The organism is Bacillus sp. GbtcB10, from assembly GCF_019091365.1.
Lineage (GTDB): Bacteria > Bacillota > Bacilli > Bacillales > Bacillaceae > Bacillus > Bacillus altitudinis.
In genome coordinates this window covers 684,059-700,484 of the sequence record NZ_JAGXJP010000002.1, presented here as the reverse complement: position 1 = coordinate 700,484, position 16,426 = coordinate 684,059, and the positions used below count along the sequence as shown (strand labels likewise).

The 16,426-nt window shown below is 41.2% G+C and carries 14 protein-coding genes and 2 pseudogenes; 13 read left to right on the top strand and 3 right to left on the bottom strand.

Annotation, left to right across the window (positions count from 1 at the left end):
* Positions 1-381 (top strand): cytochrome aa3 quinol oxidase subunit IV, encoded by a 381-nt coding sequence (gene qoxD / locus KVT11_RS08940; RefSeq protein ID WP_007497818.1) that lies wholly within the window; start codon positions 1-3, stop codon positions 379-381.
* Positions 382-458: 77 nt separating this feature from the next.
* On the opposite strand, the gene KVT11_RS08935 is transcribed toward qoxD, so the two are convergent.
* On the bottom strand, positions 459-722 hold the full coding sequence (locus KVT11_RS08935) for a spore morphogenesis/germination protein YwcE (RefSeq protein ID WP_008345491.1): 264 nt from the start codon (positions 720-722) through the stop codon (positions 459-461).
* Between the two features lie 475 nt (positions 723-1,197).
* Between KVT11_RS08935 and KVT11_RS08930 the strand changes: the two genes are divergently transcribed.
* From KVT11_RS08930 to KVT11_RS08920, 3 genes are all read left to right on the top strand, one after another.
* The gene (locus KVT11_RS08930; protein WP_008345489.1) at positions 1,198-2,409 is read left to right on the top strand and encodes an FtsW/RodA/SpoVE family cell cycle protein; all 1,212 of its coding nucleotides are present in this window, start codon (positions 1,198-1,200) and stop codon (positions 2,407-2,409) included.
* 110 nt (positions 2,410-2,519) lie between these two features.
* A complete protein-coding gene (gene nfsA / locus KVT11_RS08925) occupies positions 2,520-3,269 on the top strand; it encodes an oxygen-insensitive NADPH nitroreductase (protein ID WP_047945824.1) in 750 nt (249 codons plus the stop codon).
* A 54-nt stretch (positions 3,270-3,323) separates the two neighbouring features.
* Positions 3,324-4,328, top strand: coding sequence for an LLM class flavin-dependent oxidoreductase (locus KVT11_RS08920; protein WP_309234332.1), 1,005 nt, complete (start codon positions 3,324-3,326; stop codon positions 4,326-4,328).
* A gap of 11 nt (positions 4,329-4,339) precedes the next feature.
* Here the strand turns inward: KVT11_RS08920 and KVT11_RS08915 are convergent, their stop codons facing one another.
* Both KVT11_RS08915 and KVT11_RS08910 read right to left on the bottom strand, forming a co-directional pair.
* Complete coding sequence (locus KVT11_RS08915; RefSeq protein WP_017360133.1) at positions 4,340-4,567, bottom strand: hypothetical protein; 228 nt, start codon at positions 4,565-4,567, stop codon at positions 4,340-4,342.
* Between the two features lie 81 nt (positions 4,568-4,648).
* Entirely contained in the window at positions 4,649-7,072 is a 2,424-nt protein-coding gene (locus KVT11_RS08910; protein ID WP_025208182.1) for a S8 family peptidase, read from the bottom strand.
* Between the two features lie 501 nt (positions 7,073-7,573).
* On the opposite strand from KVT11_RS08910, the gene KVT11_RS08905 reads away from it, so the two are divergent.
* The 9 genes and pseudogenes from KVT11_RS08905 to KVT11_RS21005 form a co-directional block, all read left to right on the top strand.
* Positions 7,574-7,852, top strand: a complete 279-nt coding sequence (locus KVT11_RS08905; RefSeq protein ID WP_017360131.1) for a hypothetical protein — start codon at positions 7,574-7,576, stop codon at positions 7,850-7,852.
* Between the two features lie 51 nt (positions 7,853-7,903).
* A complete protein-coding gene (locus tag KVT11_RS08900) occupies positions 7,904-8,737 on the top strand; it encodes a PRD domain-containing protein (protein WP_210552254.1) in 834 nt (277 codons plus the stop codon).
* A 255-nt stretch (positions 8,738-8,992) separates the two neighbouring features.
* Positions 8,993-10,381, top strand: a complete 1,389-nt coding sequence (locus KVT11_RS08895; RefSeq protein WP_007497804.1) for a sucrose-specific PTS transporter subunit IIBC — start codon at positions 8,993-8,995, stop codon at positions 10,379-10,381.
* Positions 10,382-10,400: 19 nt separating this feature from the next.
* A complete protein-coding gene (locus KVT11_RS08890) occupies positions 10,401-11,858 on the top strand; it encodes a glycoside hydrolase family 32 protein (protein WP_182489030.1) in 1,458 nt (485 codons plus the stop codon).
* Between the two features lie 347 nt (positions 11,859-12,205).
* Positions 12,206-13,015 carry a hypothetical protein gene (locus tag KVT11_RS08885; RefSeq protein ID WP_008345472.1) on the top strand — a complete coding sequence of 270 codons (810 nt, stop codon included), beginning with the start codon at positions 12,206-12,208 and terminating at the stop codon, positions 13,013-13,015.
* A gap of 65 nt (positions 13,016-13,080) precedes the next feature.
* The gene (locus KVT11_RS08880; RefSeq protein ID WP_008345471.1) at positions 13,081-14,199 is read left to right on the top strand and encodes a hypothetical protein; all 1,119 of its coding nucleotides are present in this window, start codon (positions 13,081-13,083) and stop codon (positions 14,197-14,199) included.
* A gap of 427 nt (positions 14,200-14,626) precedes the next feature.
* A complete protein-coding gene (locus KVT11_RS08875) occupies positions 14,627-14,881 on the top strand; it encodes a hypothetical protein (RefSeq protein WP_008359596.1) in 255 nt (84 codons plus the stop codon).
* A 130-nt stretch (positions 14,882-15,011) separates the two neighbouring features.
* A pseudogene (locus tag KVT11_RS08870) lies at positions 15,012-15,725 on the top strand (IS3 family transposase); the annotation flags it as partial.
* 200 nt (positions 15,726-15,925) lie between these two features.
* Positions 15,926-16,426, top strand: a pseudogene (locus KVT11_RS21005) (hypothetical protein); the annotation flags it as partial.

The window sequence follows — 16,426 nt, the reverse complement described above, 5'->3', positions numbered from 1 at the left end:
ATGGCTGGAAAAACACATTCCTCAGCAGAGCACGAACACTTCCCTTGGAAACACGTAGTCGGCTTCATTCTCTCCATTGTGCTAACCATCTTAGCATTCTGGATTGCTATCGGAGCTGAAATTGGCAGTTCCGCAAAACTATGGATTATCTTTGGTTTTGCCTTCATTCAAGCATTCTTGCAGCTGTTCATGTTCATGCATATGACAGAGAGTGAGAACGGGACTGTTCAAGTCGGAAATACTTTGTTTGGTCTGTTCTGTGCGATCATTTTCGTCATCGGGTCTGTTTGGATCTTCGCGGCTCACTACAGCCACGGAGAGAACAGCAAAGACGGTTATTCACCATCTGCGCCAAAGCAGTCTGAGCATTCAGAGAAATAATAAAAAACCACTCATCTTTCATAGGTGAGTGGTTTTTATGCTGATCGTGATAACGCTTCCAATTGATGATGCGATATCTATCTGCTGCTGAATCTTTTGCGAATGAATGGAAGTCCATAGATGAGGAAAGCTGCAATGTGAGCCAGAATCACGTTAATGGCAAAGAATGCGATCATGAAGGTATGTCCTGCTGGAGATAAACTGCTTGTCATGTAAAGACCGAAGAAAATCCACATAATCATGATGGGTGGAATAGATGCTAATGCAATCTTTCTGTTTTCCAACCATAAAAACAGGGGTGTAGCTGTTGCAATACATAGGTACGCAAAGAACATATCCATCGTATCCAACTCCTTTGTAAGTTGATGTTCAATTCAAATGAGAGGTCAGGATGCAATTGTGTCTGTTTTTAGGAGATATTGTGAACATTTTGTTACAAATATTATACCACAATTGACTTTGAAGTAAACTCAATAATTGGAAAATGGGCCTTATTCCGCAGAAATTGTTTTTTTCTTATACCTCAGTTAAGCTTATGCTGGCAAGATGTTCACCTATCATATCGCCACATAAGTCATTGAATTTTCCCCTTAAAATCTGTAAAATAATCTTTTTAAAGGACTTATGATCGGTTGTCATGATAGAGTGGAAAGGGATTTTTTCCTATTGTTAGGATGAAAAGTATTTCATTTTTTGAAATTAGAATGGAACCTTTCAGGTGTCACTTCCGTCATATTTAAGGTGAGTTGCTTTTGTGAAAATTTCAATCTAATATAAATAAGGGCTTTTATGTTTTGTAATAAGGGTGGTTAGTTCATGAACAAGCAGAATACATCTCCTTACTATCAAGGAGATTTGATTTTTATATTTTTAGCCTTCTTTGCCATCAGTGTCATCGCTATTTATGCTGCGGGACAGTTTGGGCAATATGGATCTAATGCATGGACCAGACAGATCATTTACTACATGGTCGGGGTCATCTGTATTGTGGCTATTAATTACTTCGATCTGGAACAATTAGAAAAGTTAAGCCTATATATTTTTATAGGCGGCATTATGCTCTTAATTCTTTTAAAAATTGCTCCTGCACAAATTGCAGGTCATGATTTTGCTCCAATTAAAAATGGTGCAAAAAGTTGGTTTGTGTTACCGGGAATTGGAACATTTCAGCCTTCAGAGTTCATGAAAATTGGTTTGATTATGATGCTCGCCTCTGTCATTGGGAAGGCAACCCCAAGAGGAAAACGAACATTAGAAGATGATATTTTCCTACTATTAAAAATTGCCGGCGTGGCTGCTGTACCAGTCGGACTCATCTTTTTGCAAGATGCAGGTACGGCTGCGGTATGTATGTTTATTGTCGTTGTCATGGTCTTTTTATCAGGGGTCAACTGGAAATTGATCTCTCTCATCGGTTCAGTGGTTGTGCTCTTAGTTGCCGCTGTGTTAGCCGTGATTATTCTATTCCCTGATTTTGCACAAAAGATCGGGATTCAGCAGTATCAGATCAACCGGATTACCGCTTGGCTGCCTGATAGTTCTTCGACAGCCAACCAAGCCCAGACACAGGATGCATCTGGATCTGATAAATATCAAGTCGAGCAAGCCATTATGGCAATTGGGGCAGGACAAATTTTCGGGAACGGTGTTAAAAATTTAAAAGTATATGTTCCAGAAGCTCAGACAGATATGATTTTCTCTATCATAGGGGAAGCCTTTGGTTTTGTCGGCTGCGCATTTGTGGTGATCATGTTCTTCTTCCTGATTTACAGGCTTGTTGTACTGATCGACCGTATCCATCCTTATAGCCGGTTTGCGTCATTTTTCTGTGTAGGATATACAGCATTGATTGTCATCCATACATTCCAGAACATTGGCATGAACATAGGCGTCATGCCTGTAACGGGGATACCACTCTTATTCATCAGCTTCGGGGGAAGCTCTGTTTTATCTGTTCTGATTGGATTTGGTATCGCCTATAATGCAAGTGTTCAATTAACGAAATATCAAAGTTATTTATTTAAATAAAACGGGTAAAGGGCAGTCTAAGCGTAGGCTGCCTTTTTGGCGTGAGTTCTAACTTTTGAAAAGCAATATTCATTTGTCTTATGATAGTAGGAGTGAAGGAGGTCTTCGAATTGAATAAAACGATAGAAACCATCTTAAATCATCGGTCCATCCGTTCGTTTACAGATGAGCGTCTGACAGAGGAAGAAGTGTTGACACTTATCAAAAGTGCCCAGGCTGCTTCGACATCAAGCTATGTACAGGCGTATAGTATCATTGGTGTAACAGATCAGGAGAAGAAGGCGAAGCTTGCTGAACTGGCTGGAAATCAGCCATACGTTGAGAAGAATGGGCATTTTTTTGTTTTCTGTGCAGACTTGAAACGCCATGATTATATCGCAAAAAAAGCAGGGAAAAACCATCAAGAGGCGCTTGAAAATACTGAAGCTTTTCTGATCAGTGTGATTGATGCGGCGCTCGCTGCGCAAAATGTCAGTGTCGCCGCAGAATCTATGGGACTTGGCATCTGCTATATCGGCGGACTGCGTAATCAGCTGAAGGAAGTATCCGAGTTACTTGAAACACCTTCCTATGTGCTGCCGCTATTCGGCCTGGCTGTAGGACATCCTGCCAATCCATCATCTCAAAAGGAACGGCTACCTGTTGAGCTGATCTACCATGAAAACACATATCAGCAAGACGAAGCTCATGTGGATCGTTATTTAAAAGAATACGATGATCGTATTTCATCATATTATGAAGAACGAACAAACGGTGAGAGAAAAGATACATGGTCTGAGCAAATGCTTCGAGGCTTTAGCCAGCCAAAACGTGCTTTCCTCGGAGATTTTGTGAAAGAGAAGGGCTTTAATCGAAAATAAATCAGGAAATCCCCCTTTCGAGTGAGAGAGGGGGATTTGTGTAAGAGGTGCGACATCATGAAATTAAGTATACTGGATCAATCTCCTTTGATTGGAGATGCGACGCCTGCTGAGGCACTGAAGCAAACCGTCGAGCTGGCGAAGCAGGCAGAGAAATGGGGCTATCATCGTTTTTGGGTATCAGAGCATCACTTTTCAAACCGGCTCGCAGGATCGAGTCCAGAGGTGCTTCTCGGTCATTTATCAGCTGTGACGTCACATATCCGTATTGGTTCAGGCGGCGTCATGCTGCCCCACTACAGTGCCTATAAAGTAGCAGAGAACTTCAGAGTGCTCGAAGCCTTGGCTCCGGGCAGAATTGATCTTGGCATTGGACGTGCTCCTGGAGGTATGCCGATCTCCTCCATTGCCCTTCATCATGGAGAACGGAAGCGACTTGGTGATCAATACCCTGAGCAGGTAGAAGAATTAAGGGTGTATTTACATGATTTAGCCGATGAATTTTATCCGCTGCCTCACCTGACCGCTTCTCCGAAAGTAGATACTGCCCCAGAGGTATGGATGCTAGGTTCCTCTGGAGGAAGTGCACGGCTTGCCGCAAAAGCAGGTGCAGGCTATACGTTTGCTCTTTTCATTAATGGAGAAGGCGGAGAAGACTCTGTGTCGCAGTATATCAACCGATTTGAACCTTCAGAATTTGGTGCTGAGCCGCGTGTCAGTCTTGCGGTCTTCGTTTTATGTGCAGAAACAGAGGAACAGGCAGAAAAATTGGCTGTTAGCTTAGATTTATCATTATTAGCTAACGAACAAGGACAGAACCTTGGAGGCTTTCCTTCATTTGAACAGGCAAAGGCCTATTCCTACAGTCCATATGAACAAAAACGAGTAGCAGCCAATCGACAGAGAATGGTTGTTGGCACACCATCTTCTGTGAAGCAGCAGCTGACAGCACTCGCAAAGGTGTATCGTACAGATGAAGTGATCGCTGTGACCATCACACATCACATGCAAGACCGTCTTACATCGTATCGTTTATTAAAAGAAGCTTTTGACGCATAACTTATGTAAATTTACCGTCTGCGCAGCCAATAAAAGGGATAGAGGAGCATCATGGTGAGAATAAAGGCAGCTGTCACCGCCAAGCTAAGCGGATAAATGCAGGTGGTATAGACAGTCAGTTCACATGCTTGATGAAAAGGACGAGGCTGTTTTGCATGTAAAAAGGTAAAAAAATAAACCAAGGTGATCGTGAGAAAAAAAGCTGTCATAAAAGAAACGATCCATAGCCATATCAACATGAATTGCTCTTTCCTCCATACATGATAGAAAAGCCTTGTTGAGCTGATGGGCTCATACAAGGCTTTTTATGTGATTCTTGTTTATTCAGGATAAATATCGAATGGTTCTTTTGTTTGAACCGTATCTGATTTGCCTTTCAGGCTTGCATACGCAAGCATTGTATACTCACCTGCTTCTAACTTCTGTCCTTTATTGATCGTGCCATTCCATTTCACACGATGCTCTCCTTTATCAACATGTTGATAAACTCCTGCTTCACCTAAATACTCTCCATCTGTCGAGTAGACGAGGAATGCAAGATTTTCAGCACCGCCTGGGAGATAGCTGCTAATAACATAGCTTCCAGCACGGTTATCCGGCTCTACGGAAACCGAAGTGACGCGCGGGTAATCAGGCTCTTTTACAATCAATAAAGTAGGGATTTCAGTGACCTTTCTGCCATTTTCGCGAATGGTGATACTGCCTTGGTACGTTCCTTTTTTCGTTTTTCCATAATTCACTTGTACTGCGGAAGTAAAGGACCCTGTGGAATTCCCTTTTACTGTGATTTTTTTCGTGCCGTTTGTGCTAATGCCGTTGCCATCGAACTTGTAATCAATGGTATAGGTTTTCGGTGCTTTTGACAGGTTTTCTACCTTGAACTTCTTCGTTTTGATTTGAACGCCCTTTTCTTTTAAGAAAGTGCCGTACGAATAGCTTGCATCAGACACAATAGAAGACGCTTGAAGTGATTCGATGATTCGAACGCTGCCTGTGCCCTGCGTATTGTGAGGGAACGGGTTCCCATTTGGGTCATACAATGTTTCTGCTGTATTCATCATCAGCGCTTTAATTTGCTCTGTAGAATACGATGGTTTTGCTTGTTTAATAATCGCTGCTACTCCGGCTACATGAGGAGATGCCATGCTTGTTCCTTGCTTCGATCCATAGCCGTATGGCTGAGAAGGATCGTGTGTCGGAATGGTGCTGACAATACTCACGCCAGGTGCTGAAAGATCTGGTTTGATCATCCACGTATCGACAACAGGTCCGCGAGATGAGAAGTCAGCGACTTGTTCACTTAACTCTTTCACAAATTGAATCGAGAAAGTTGTTGTATTGTTACCAGCCTCAATGGCTTTAACAAGTGCTGTTCCTTCCGCTTTTGACAGCTTAATCGTCGGAAGGGCTAGACCTGGTACATCCACAGGGATTTCTCCATCGGTATTGTTGTACATGACAACGCCGATCGCACCAGCAGCTTTCGCATTGTCCACTTTATCAACAAAGGCAATGGCTCCACGTTCAATCACTGCCACCTTTCCTTTGACATCGATGTTTTCAAAATCTTTTTCGTCACCGATGCCTGCTTGGACGAGTGTGACTTGTTTTTGGTCAAGTGCTTTTAAATCATTTTCTTGATAGTAGCCCATCACTTTTGCTGTTGAATAGTTCGGGAATTTCACGTTGTATAAACTGTACGGAAGCTGAGTGGCTCCGACAGAAATAGCATCTCTTGATGTCCCAGGAGATCCAACGGTCCAGCTGTTTGGCCCGCTGTTTCCGTTTGATGTCACAGCAACAACCCCTTCAGACATGGCCCAATCCAGTGCGATGCTTGTTGCATAATCAGGGTTATTCACACTGTTTCCAAGAGAGAGGTTCATGACATCGGCTCCGTCAGTGACAGCCCGATCGATGCCTGCAAGGACATTTTCAGTTGTTCCTGATCCGCCTGGTCCAAGGACACGGTAGGCGAGAAGGGTGGCATCTTTTGCGACACCTTTAATTTGTCCATTTGCCGCAATTGTTCCTGCGACATGTGTACCATGATCTGTCGATTCGCCTCTAGGATCTCCTTTTGGTGTTTCTTGTGGAGAATAGTCATTATCAACAAAGTCATAGCCTTTGTATAATCCGAAGTTTCCTTTTAAATCAGGGTGGGTATAATCTACTCCAGTATCAATGACAGCGACTTTTACTCCTTTTCCAGAGTAGCCGGCATCCCAAGCTTTTGGTGCACCGATAAATGGGGCGCTTTTATCCATGAGTGGAGAGACATCCTCATTTGGAAGCTGGACGCTTTTCTTTTTCACTTCATCTGTTTGATATGTAACATCCGGATAAACGGCTTTTACTCCGTCAACTGCGAGCAGTTTCGGGATTTCGTTTGCAGGAAGTTTCATAGAGAAACCAGAGAAGACTTTTTCATATTCTTGATGAACACTCGCTTTATCTAGCTTTTTGAGTGCTGCATTCTTTACTTTCGTTCGAGATTTTTTGAGGGAGGCCTTTGTTTGTGCTTCGCCTTCTTGCTTGGCTTCAACTAAGGATTTTTCCTTTAATTCAACAATGACAGTGGTGTGTTTTCTAGACTTAACATTGATTTCGCCGAAGATTTCTGCTTTTTCCAGTTCCACCTGTTTGTTCGATGGAGCGGCAGCAGCCTGACCTGAAAAGAATGTGGATAAGGTAAAAATAGTGGAGAACAATAGAACAGAAGAACGAGAGATTACTTTTTTCAATTAATTTTCCCCTTTCTAGCTGTGTATTTAGGGAGATAGCCTTTCTTTTTGTGGATAAATAGGAAAGATTCACTGCCCGTTATTAAGTATTCCATACGATGAAACCAATTCCTTTACTAAAATGGTCTTATTTTACATAGTCATAAAGAACTATTTTGTTTATAAAGTCACACTTATGCACAATAATCTGTTGATAACTCGATTATTCAGATATATATATGGAAAATAAAAAAACCTCATACACAAAATCTAGTAAGAGGGTGTTGATATGTGGATAAACCCTGTTGATAAGATGTGCTTATCTTTGGGATAGTGTGTGTATAAAATTTTCAAAGAAACATTGTGGAACATGCTCATCTTCTGCACTTTTCAACAAAACTTCTGAAAACTAGTTCGTTTTTTCACCCAGATTGTGACAAACATCTCTTTTTTCTCGGGATATGATAGGGACAGTTAATTTGCTAGAACTGCTAGATTCTAAGGAAATCGGAGGGATGTTCAGTGAAGAAATGGAAGAGTTGGTTGAGTGTATGGTTTGGTTTTGTGATGAATGTGCTTGTGAATCCTGGTGAGCTGCTGAAGAAGCAGGGGTTGAAAGTGGCAGCAGTGGATGGAGGATTCTTTCTTGCGGTGAATGAGAGAAAGCTAGAGAAACTGGCAGATGAAAAGAAGAAGAAGCGCAGGACAGAAAAGCCGTTTCAAGAAAGTCTGATGATGCTTGATGAAAAGACAACGAGAGAGGCTCGTGCCGGTCCGTTCTTATCTTTACAGAAAAGTTGAAACAGGGTAAAATCCCACATAAGACACGTTATCTGTGGGAGAGGATGCCCCTTGAAGATATATAAAATATTGAATAACAATGCAGTGGTTGTAAAGGAGGATGATCAGGAGAAAATTGTGATGGGGCCCGGAATTGCTTTTCAGAAGGGGAAAAATGACGTCGTTCCCGTTCAAAAAATAGAGAAGATTTTTGTTGTGCGTGAAGAAAATGAGAAGTTTAAACAAATTCTTGCGACATTGCCAGAAGCGCATATTGAGGTGGCAGAGCATATTATTAGTTATGCAGAGGGTGAACTCATGATGCCGCTCAGTGATCATATCCACATTTCACTGACAGATCATTTATCCTTTGCCATTGAACGCGTTCAAAAAGGCATTGTCTTATATAATAAATTGCTTGGTGAGATCAAAGTCTTATATAAGCAGGAATATGATATTGGAAAGTATGCCATTCGTTATGTAAAGGAGCGGCTTGGGGTTGACCTGCCGGACGATGAGGCAGGGTATGTGGCACTTCATATTCATACGGCCAAAATGAATACGGAGTCCATGAAGAAGACGGTCAAATACACAACGATGATCAAAGAAATGATCGAGCATGTCGAAAGCGTTTTTGAGCGCTCGATTGATGAGGATAGTATTTCATATCAGCGGCTTGTGACACATTTGAGGTATGCATTAGGCAGGTTGGAATCGAATGAAGCATTTCAAATCATGGACGATGACATGCTGACTTTTATCCAAACAAAGTATGATTCGGCTTACCGGTGTGCACTTGGACTGGCTGATTTGCTGAAAAAAGAATATGGACTTCATCTCCCTGAATCGGAGATCGGCTACATCACGCTGCATGTCCAGCGTCTGCAGGATGCCGAATTGGTGTAAAGGTTGTGCCTGTCCGCAGGCTTTTTTTTATGCACACTACTCTAATTAGTGTATATGGGTCATTTGATTCGAAAAAATAGGTTGACGCAGGTCACGCTCTTATACTATGATGAAAGCGTAATCAAAAACCAATATCGTGGGATTGTGACTGTCAGGCAGGCAAGACCTAAAATTTGCGTAACGAGGGGACGTGTATGTCCTTTCATCGTTAGTGAATTTTAGGTCTTTTTTGTTTTAAAAAAAGGGGGAGACAACATGGATTATCAAAAAACAGCCAAAGAATTAACAACATTATTAGGCGGCAAAGAAAATGTCATTAGCGCAACACATTGTGCCACACGACTCCGATTGGTGATGAAAGATGAGGCGTTGATTGACAAAGATGCCATTGAAGAACTGGAGGGTGTGAAGGGTGCCTTCTCAAGCTCGGGTCAATTCCAGATCATATTTGGAACAGGTTCTGTCAACAAAGTATATGAGCCTTTTGCTCGTGAGACGGGTCTTGAGGCAGACGACGAGAATCAAAAACCAGCCAGCCATGATGAAGCCGTGAAGCAAAAAATGAATCCACTTGCACGTTTTGCCAAGACGCTATCGAATATTTTTGTACCAATCATTCCAGCGATTGTAGCAAGCGGTTTATTAATGGGTCTATTAGGCATGATGAAAGCCTTTAAATGGGCTGATCCAAGCTCTGCCATCTTCCAAATGCTAGATATGTTCTCAAGTGCTGCCTTTATCATTTTACCGATTTTAATTGGGGTTAGTGCAGCCAAAGAGTTTGGTGGAAATCCATATTTAGGAGCTGTCATTGGGGGCATTATGATTCACCCGAGCTTGCTGAATCCATGGGGACTGACAGACGCAAAACCAGAATATATGCATCTATTCAACTTTGATATTGCGCTTCTTGGTTACCAAGGAACGGTCATTCCCGTGTTATTAACTGTGTATATCATGTGCGTGATTGAAAAGAATTTAAGAAAAGTTGTGCCGAACAGTATTGATTTACTTGTGACGCCGTTTGTGACGGTGATTGTGACTGGATTTGTGACGTTTATTGCTGTAGGACCGCTAGGGAGAATGCTTGGTACAGGGATCTCGAATGCACTCACTTATGTTTATGACCATGCAGGATTCTTAGCTGGACTGATTTTCGGAGGCGCTTATTCTTTAATTGTACTGACAGGTGTTCATCATAGCTTCCATGCGATTGAGGCAGGACTTCTAAATGATATTGGACGGAATTATTTGCTGCCGATCTGGGCCATGTCCAACGTCGCTCAAGGCGGAGCTGGGCTAGCGGTCTTTTTCTTAGCAAAGCGTGCAAAAACAAAAGAAATCGCATTACCAGCAGCATTTTCTGCTTTCTTAGGTATTACAGAGCCGGTCATATTCGGTGTGAATCTTCGTTATCGTAAGCCATTTATTGCTGCAATGATCGGAGGCGCATTAGGCGGGGCGTTTGTCGTCTTCACGAAGGTAGCCGCCAACGCTTATGGTTTAACAGGGATTCCGATGATTGCCATTGCAGCCCCATTTGGTTTACAAAATGTGGTAAATTATGTTATTGGTATGTTAATAGCTGTTGCTGTTTCATTTATTCTTACCATCATCTTTAAAGTCAAAGAAGTCGAAAAATAATCAAGGAGTGGTCACAGTGATGACAACAACGGACGCAGCACTTCGTCAAAAGGTAACAGATCGTATTCGAAACTATGAGCATTTGGTGAAAAAAGATGTGTACCGTCAGAACTTCCATTTAATTCCGCCAGTCGGTCTTTTAAATGACCCGAATGGATTGATTCAGTGGAAGGGAGTCTACCATGTGTTTTATCAATGGCAGCCATTTAAAACAGGACATGGGGCAAAATTCTGGGGTCACTACACATCAACCGATCTAGTGAATTGGCAGCATGAAGAGGCTGCCCTCACGCCAAGTGATTGGTTTGATCAGAATGGATGTTATTCTGGCAGTGCAGTCATTGATGATGGTCGTATGTATGTGATGTATACCGGAAATGTCCGTGATGAGCAAGGAAATCGTGAGACATATCAATGTTTAGCTGTGTCAGAGGATGGGATTCATTTTGAGAAAAAAGGTGTCGTGGCGACTTTGCCAACGGGATTCACTGCACATTTTCGTGACCCGAAGGTGTGGAAGCGGAATGGAAAGTGGTACATGGTCCTTGGAGCACAAAGTGAAGATCTCAAAGGACATCTTGTCTTATTCACATCTGATACATTAGACAATTGGACGTTTCAAGGCATTATTGCAGGCAGTGGAAAGAATGGTTTAGATCATTTCGGATACATGTGGGAATGTCCAGATCTGTTTGAATTAGACGGTCAGGATGTATTGATCGTGTCACCACAGGGGCTGAAGCCTGATGGATTCAAATACAACAATACACATCAATCTGGTTATTTTGTTGGTACATTGGATGATCGTACCTACCAATATACGCATGGAGCGTTTGAGGAGCTAGATCGTGGCTTTGACTTTTATGCACAGCAGACTTTCCAAGATGAATCGGGCAGACGCATTTTAATGGGATGGATGGGTGTACCAGATCAAGGGGAAGAGCATCATCCAACCATCTCTTATCAATGGATCCATTGCTTGACGATTCCGAGAGAGCTTCGTTTAGATGATGAAGGACGTCTTATTCAACAGCCGGTAAGTGAACTTCGATCTATGCGGACAAATGAGCAGGAGCATGTTTTTCACGTTAAACGATCTGTTCATTCCATTCCTGTTGAAGATTTGACGAGCGCAGAGGTATTCATTGATCAAATTGAAACACAAAAAGGGTTTGAATGCTGTATCCGTGCTGCTGCTCGTATCATTTATGATAAAGATGAAGGCAAACTAACGTTAGAGCGAGATCGATTTGAAGATCGAACAAAGGAAGTTCGTGAAGTAGAAATTGAGGAATTACAGGATTTGCATATCTTTATTGATGCATCATCGATTGAGATTTTTGTCAACGGAGGCCGGGAAGTATTTACTGCACGTTACTTTCCTTCCCCGGGAAATAAATCAATCTCCATCAGTGGTAGAAATGAAACGAAGCTTAAATTGAAGACGTGGCATTTGCAAAAAGAAGCAGATCATTGATCTGCTAAACAAGTAGAGAAAATGTCTACGTCTGCTACGCCTTGGTTAATTCTAAAGAAAAAAAGCCACTCCTAGACATTGATGTTTCAAGAGAGAATTAGAGGAAACAGGTTGTCATTACGAGAGAGTTATCAAGATGTTGGATCGAGTAGACAATAAGAAAATGTACCTGTGTGAAGAAGAGACTATTATAGTCTCTTTTTTAATTTAAAAATTCTCTCAAAATTAACATGTCAATTCATTACATATTAAAATATCCTTAAAATTCTATTTATGTTTACATAATCCATATTAACTAATAATATGGTAAATGTGGACCACGCTAAAAAGTAATTGGAGGTAGTAATATGAAAAAACATAATGTTATTGTCACATCCTTGTTGTCGGCATCTGTATTATTCACTGGATTTGGATTGGAGGGAAATGCGCAAGCGAAAGATGTATTTCCTTCTATGAACGATGAAAGAGTCAAAGAAGAAATAGAAGAAATGAAGGCAGAGGGAATGACCTCTGAACAGATTAAAGAACTTCAAGAGATGAGCAAAAAGGAATATGATTCTGTCTCTACGGAAGCAAAAGCAGAAGAGATATTCGAAGAGTCGCAGAAAGATATCGAACAATATATCAAAGATGATGTGATTGACGAGTATCTACCTAAGTACAATGAAGAAAAAGAAAAGATGAATACAAATGCTACTGCATTAGGGACTAAAGGCGATGTATTGGTTAGCTACGACTTGAATTCAGGTAGTTCGGCGTTTGGCTTTGGACATGCTGCTGTTGTGTCGAGAACTAAGACAAATACCGTAGAGTCTTGGCACAAAAGTTGGAGTCCAATTAAACAGCATGGAGTTAGATTCTATAATAATACTTGGGGAAAAAGAAAGAAGGTATATGGGCTGTGGGTAAAGAAGTCTAATAATACCAAATATGTAAATGCAGCTAAGTATGCTGAAAAACAAGCTAATCAAAAGAAGCCATACAATCTGAACTGGTTTGACAAGAAAACTACAAAAAAATTCTATTGCTCTCAATTAGCTTGGAGAGCCTGGAAAAATCAAGGTCACGATATTGACCATTATAAAAACGATTTAATCGTGTCGCCAATGGAATTAGTAAACTCTAACAACACGAAGGTCTTTTATCATAAAAAGTAAGTTAATAAGCAGTCGGGGATTTCCCCGATTGCTTTGCTTGTTTAAAATCGAAAGGAGATGATTGAATGAAATACTTTAAGTTATTTTTATTTGCTTGCGCCATAGCACTTGTTTGTTCAGCATGTTCAAAAAAAGAGGAGGCTGCGGGGGACTCTCCTAAGGGAGAATTGAGCCATATGAAAGATAGTAAATTTGCTATCATATATTCGCAAGCAATGGACAGAGGATGCGAGATGGTTAACTACAACGATGAAGGAAAGAAATTGTCGAGTATAATAATGAAAGACTGCGTGGGATTTACCTCATCTACTCAGAGCAATCATAATATCTACTTTTCATCCAACAGGTCTAACTATCATGTGTCTTTAAATAAGAAGACTGGAAAGGTAAAGGCTTTGAGTACAAAATCACTTTCAAAATCTACAGATGACGAGGGTGCATTCTTTATTAACTACTCTAATGGGTATGTTTTACACGACATTAACGTTGGTTTTACAGAGGATGGCTTAGTAGGAGAATTAGTCTACTGGAAAGAAGATGGCGATGATAAGAAACAGATTGAACTTGAAGGGTCGTTGACTTCGGCAGTATTTGAAGATGGGAAAATATATGCCGTTATTAATAATAATAACGATAGTGTTATAGCGTCTTCCATAGACCCAAAAAATCATAAAGAAAAACGAAAAGAGATAGACATGGACTCGGTCTTCTTCCCTGACAACAATGAATCTTTGAAGTCATTAAACAATAAAGAATTGTTGGTTGCCGTAAATGATGCCGTTGACAGTAAGCAAAATTCTATGTTGGTTATACTCGACAAGAAAACTCTAGATACGAAAAGAAAGATTGTCATGGATGAAGGCTTCACTATCTACAAGACTAATGTAGACAAGGATAGAGTCACGATAGCCTCCTATGAAGGAGAAGTCAAGACATTCAACAAAGACCTCAAAGAGATATCTTCTGAAAAGCTTCCACTTAATTTAAAATCAGATAACGAGCATTTAGAAGATGTTAAGATTTTAGATGACAAGGTTTTTGCATTGGTAAAGATGTCTGACAGGGATAAGAATGGGACTATTGGCAGAATTATTGAATATAATATTGAAAGCAAGGAATCTAAAGAGATATCACTAAAATCTGATAAAGATTGGGAAATGACAAGCATGGAAGTTATAAGATAGCTGATCACATTTATCACATCAACCATTTTCATATGATTATACTTAGTCTTACAGTTGTCAATAGAAAGAAAGAGGATAAACTCAATCGGAACTGTCGTTCATTTTTGCAAAAAATAAATGTTGCTTGTCAAAAAATGTTCGGTTTATGGGAGACTTTTTTTCATTAAAGCACTTCATCATACTTACGCAAAAAATTGTAGAAAAACATGGCTTTCTCTACAATCTGAGCAGATCAATGATCTGCTTTTTTCTAGTGAGATCAGCCTGTATCTTAAAGCCTATATCATGTATATACAAGGTTAGCCTAAAGCGGTTTGATGACGTTTTACATATATGATAACAGGTTCAATTATGGTATCATTTTAAAATATATACAGCTGAGGCTGACGTTTATCCAAATGCGGTAGGACAAAAAGGGGTTGTTTACTTGAATTCAAAACAGCAGCCGACGACTAGAAAACGCTTGGAGACAATGGCAGATCATGTTGAAGATAAACGTGAAGAATATAAAGAATTGCTGATTCAAGTCCAATCTATTCTCGGTGAACCTTCTCTAGAGCAGGAAGAATTAAAAGAGAAGCTGTCAGATACGTATAAACAAATGAAAGAATATGCCTTATTTGTTGAATCTATTGAAGCCTTTATTCGAAAAATGGCGAAAGAATCTGATCAGCAAAAGTAGGTAAAAAAGTATGGTGAAAGAGTGTACCTGGGTGCGGGACTGACCCCATAAGATGAGACAAATAAAAAACACCTTCAAGTTTGAAAACAGATCGTTGTGATCCGAAATAAAACATGGAGGTGTTTTTTCTATGGGGACAAGAGTGAGTTATCCGGTTGAAGTCAAAAAGAAGGCTGTGGAAATGAGATTGGCAGGCGTACCTATGAAAGAGATCATGCAGGAATTGAATATCAAGAATAAGACGCAGGTTCAGACATGGGTGAGATGGCATAAAGCTGGGGATACACACCGGTTCGAACAACCTGTTGGAAAACAATATTCCTATGTATGGAAAGGGCCCCGAGTACTCTTCCGAATTAGAGAGACTGCGGGCAGAAAATCGCTATTTGAGTCAACAGAATGAAGTTTTAAAAAAGTACAACGAATTGGAAAGGAAGTTGATAAGGAAACGTCAATCAAACTGGTAGATGAATTGTGCAAAACGATGACGGTACAGGACATCTGTTTCCATTTAGGCATCTCGCGCACTTCGTATGATAGATGGAAAAAGAATCTGACTCAGAATCATTCTAAAAGACAACTAGAGAAACAGGTCGGCACGTTGTGCCGAAAGCACGAATATCGATATGGTTATCGGAAAATCACAGCCATACTAAAAATGGGAATGCGTATTAACCATAAAACTGTTCAACGTATCATGCAGAAAAACCAGTGGCAATGCTGGGTTAAAATGAAAAGCCGTAAGAAGAATGGGCAGCCCTATGCAGTGGCTGGTAATATACTGGATCGGAATTTTCAGTCTGATTGCCCTCTTGAAAAACTAGTCACGGACATCACGTATTTGCGGTTAATTGATCAGAACCAAAATCATATTACTTAATAGTATGATCTTGAGGTGATCTTATGAAAAGATGTAGACATTGTAGAAAATCATGTCCATCTAATAAAAGAGGAAGTTGGTATGACTCGCATGAAGATTACGGTTGGGAGTGTGATACCTGTAAGAGAGTAAGGAAAAACCCATGTTGTGGAAAGGATCCGTGTGTGTGTGTTATTCAAGGTCGGACAGGTAGGAGAGGTCCAGCGGGTGCAGCAGGCCCAGCGGGTGCAGCAGGTCCAACAGGTACAACAGGAGCGACCGGTGTAGGCTTAACTGGTATCGTAGCATTTGATCCAGCGGATGCCCCAACCTATCCAGAAGGTCAAGTGGTGACATTTGATGGAAGTACGTATGTGGCGAATACAGCTTCACCAACAGGTACGCCAGGTACGTCTCCAGATTATACATTGTTAGCAGCTGCGGGAGATACGGGCGCCACGGGTGTCACGGGAGCAACAGGAACAGGAGCAACCGGTGCTACAGGAGATACAGGTACTACCGGAGCGACCGGCGCCACAGGAGATACGGGTGCCACGGGAGCAACAGGAACAGGAGCGACTGGTGCTACAGGAGATGCAGGTGCTACCGGAGCGACAGGAGCCACAGGAGATACGGGTGCCACAGGAGCAACAGGAACAGGAGCGACCGGCGCTACAGGAGATACA

Bases quoted from the DNA above. Each gene is read 5' to 3' on its own strand.
- qoxD (WP_007497818.1), top strand. From the start codon at position 1: ATGGCTGGAAAAACACATTCCTCAGCAGAGCACGAACACTTCCCTTGG.
- KVT11_RS08935 (WP_008345491.1), bottom strand. From the start codon at position 722: ATGGATATGTTCTTTGCGTACCTATGTATTGCAACAGCTACACCCCTG.
- KVT11_RS08930 (WP_008345489.1), top strand. From the start codon at position 1,198: ATGAACAAGCAGAATACATCTCCTTACTATCAAGGAGATTTGATTTTT.
- KVT11_RS08915 (WP_017360133.1), bottom strand. From the start codon at position 4,567: ATGTTGATATGGCTATGGATCGTTTCTTTTATGACAGCTTTTTTTCTC.
- KVT11_RS08895 (WP_007497804.1), top strand. From the start codon at position 8,993: ATGGATTATCAAAAAACAGCCAAAGAATTAACAACATTATTAGGCGGC.
- KVT11_RS08890 (WP_182489030.1), top strand. From the start codon at position 10,401: ATGACAACAACGGACGCAGCACTTCGTCAAAAGGTAACAGATCGTATT.
- KVT11_RS08885 (WP_008345472.1), top strand. From the start codon at position 12,206: ATGAAAAAACATAATGTTATTGTCACATCCTTGTTGTCGGCATCTGTA.
- KVT11_RS08880 (WP_008345471.1), top strand. From the start codon at position 13,081: ATGAAATACTTTAAGTTATTTTTATTTGCTTGCGCCATAGCACTTGTT.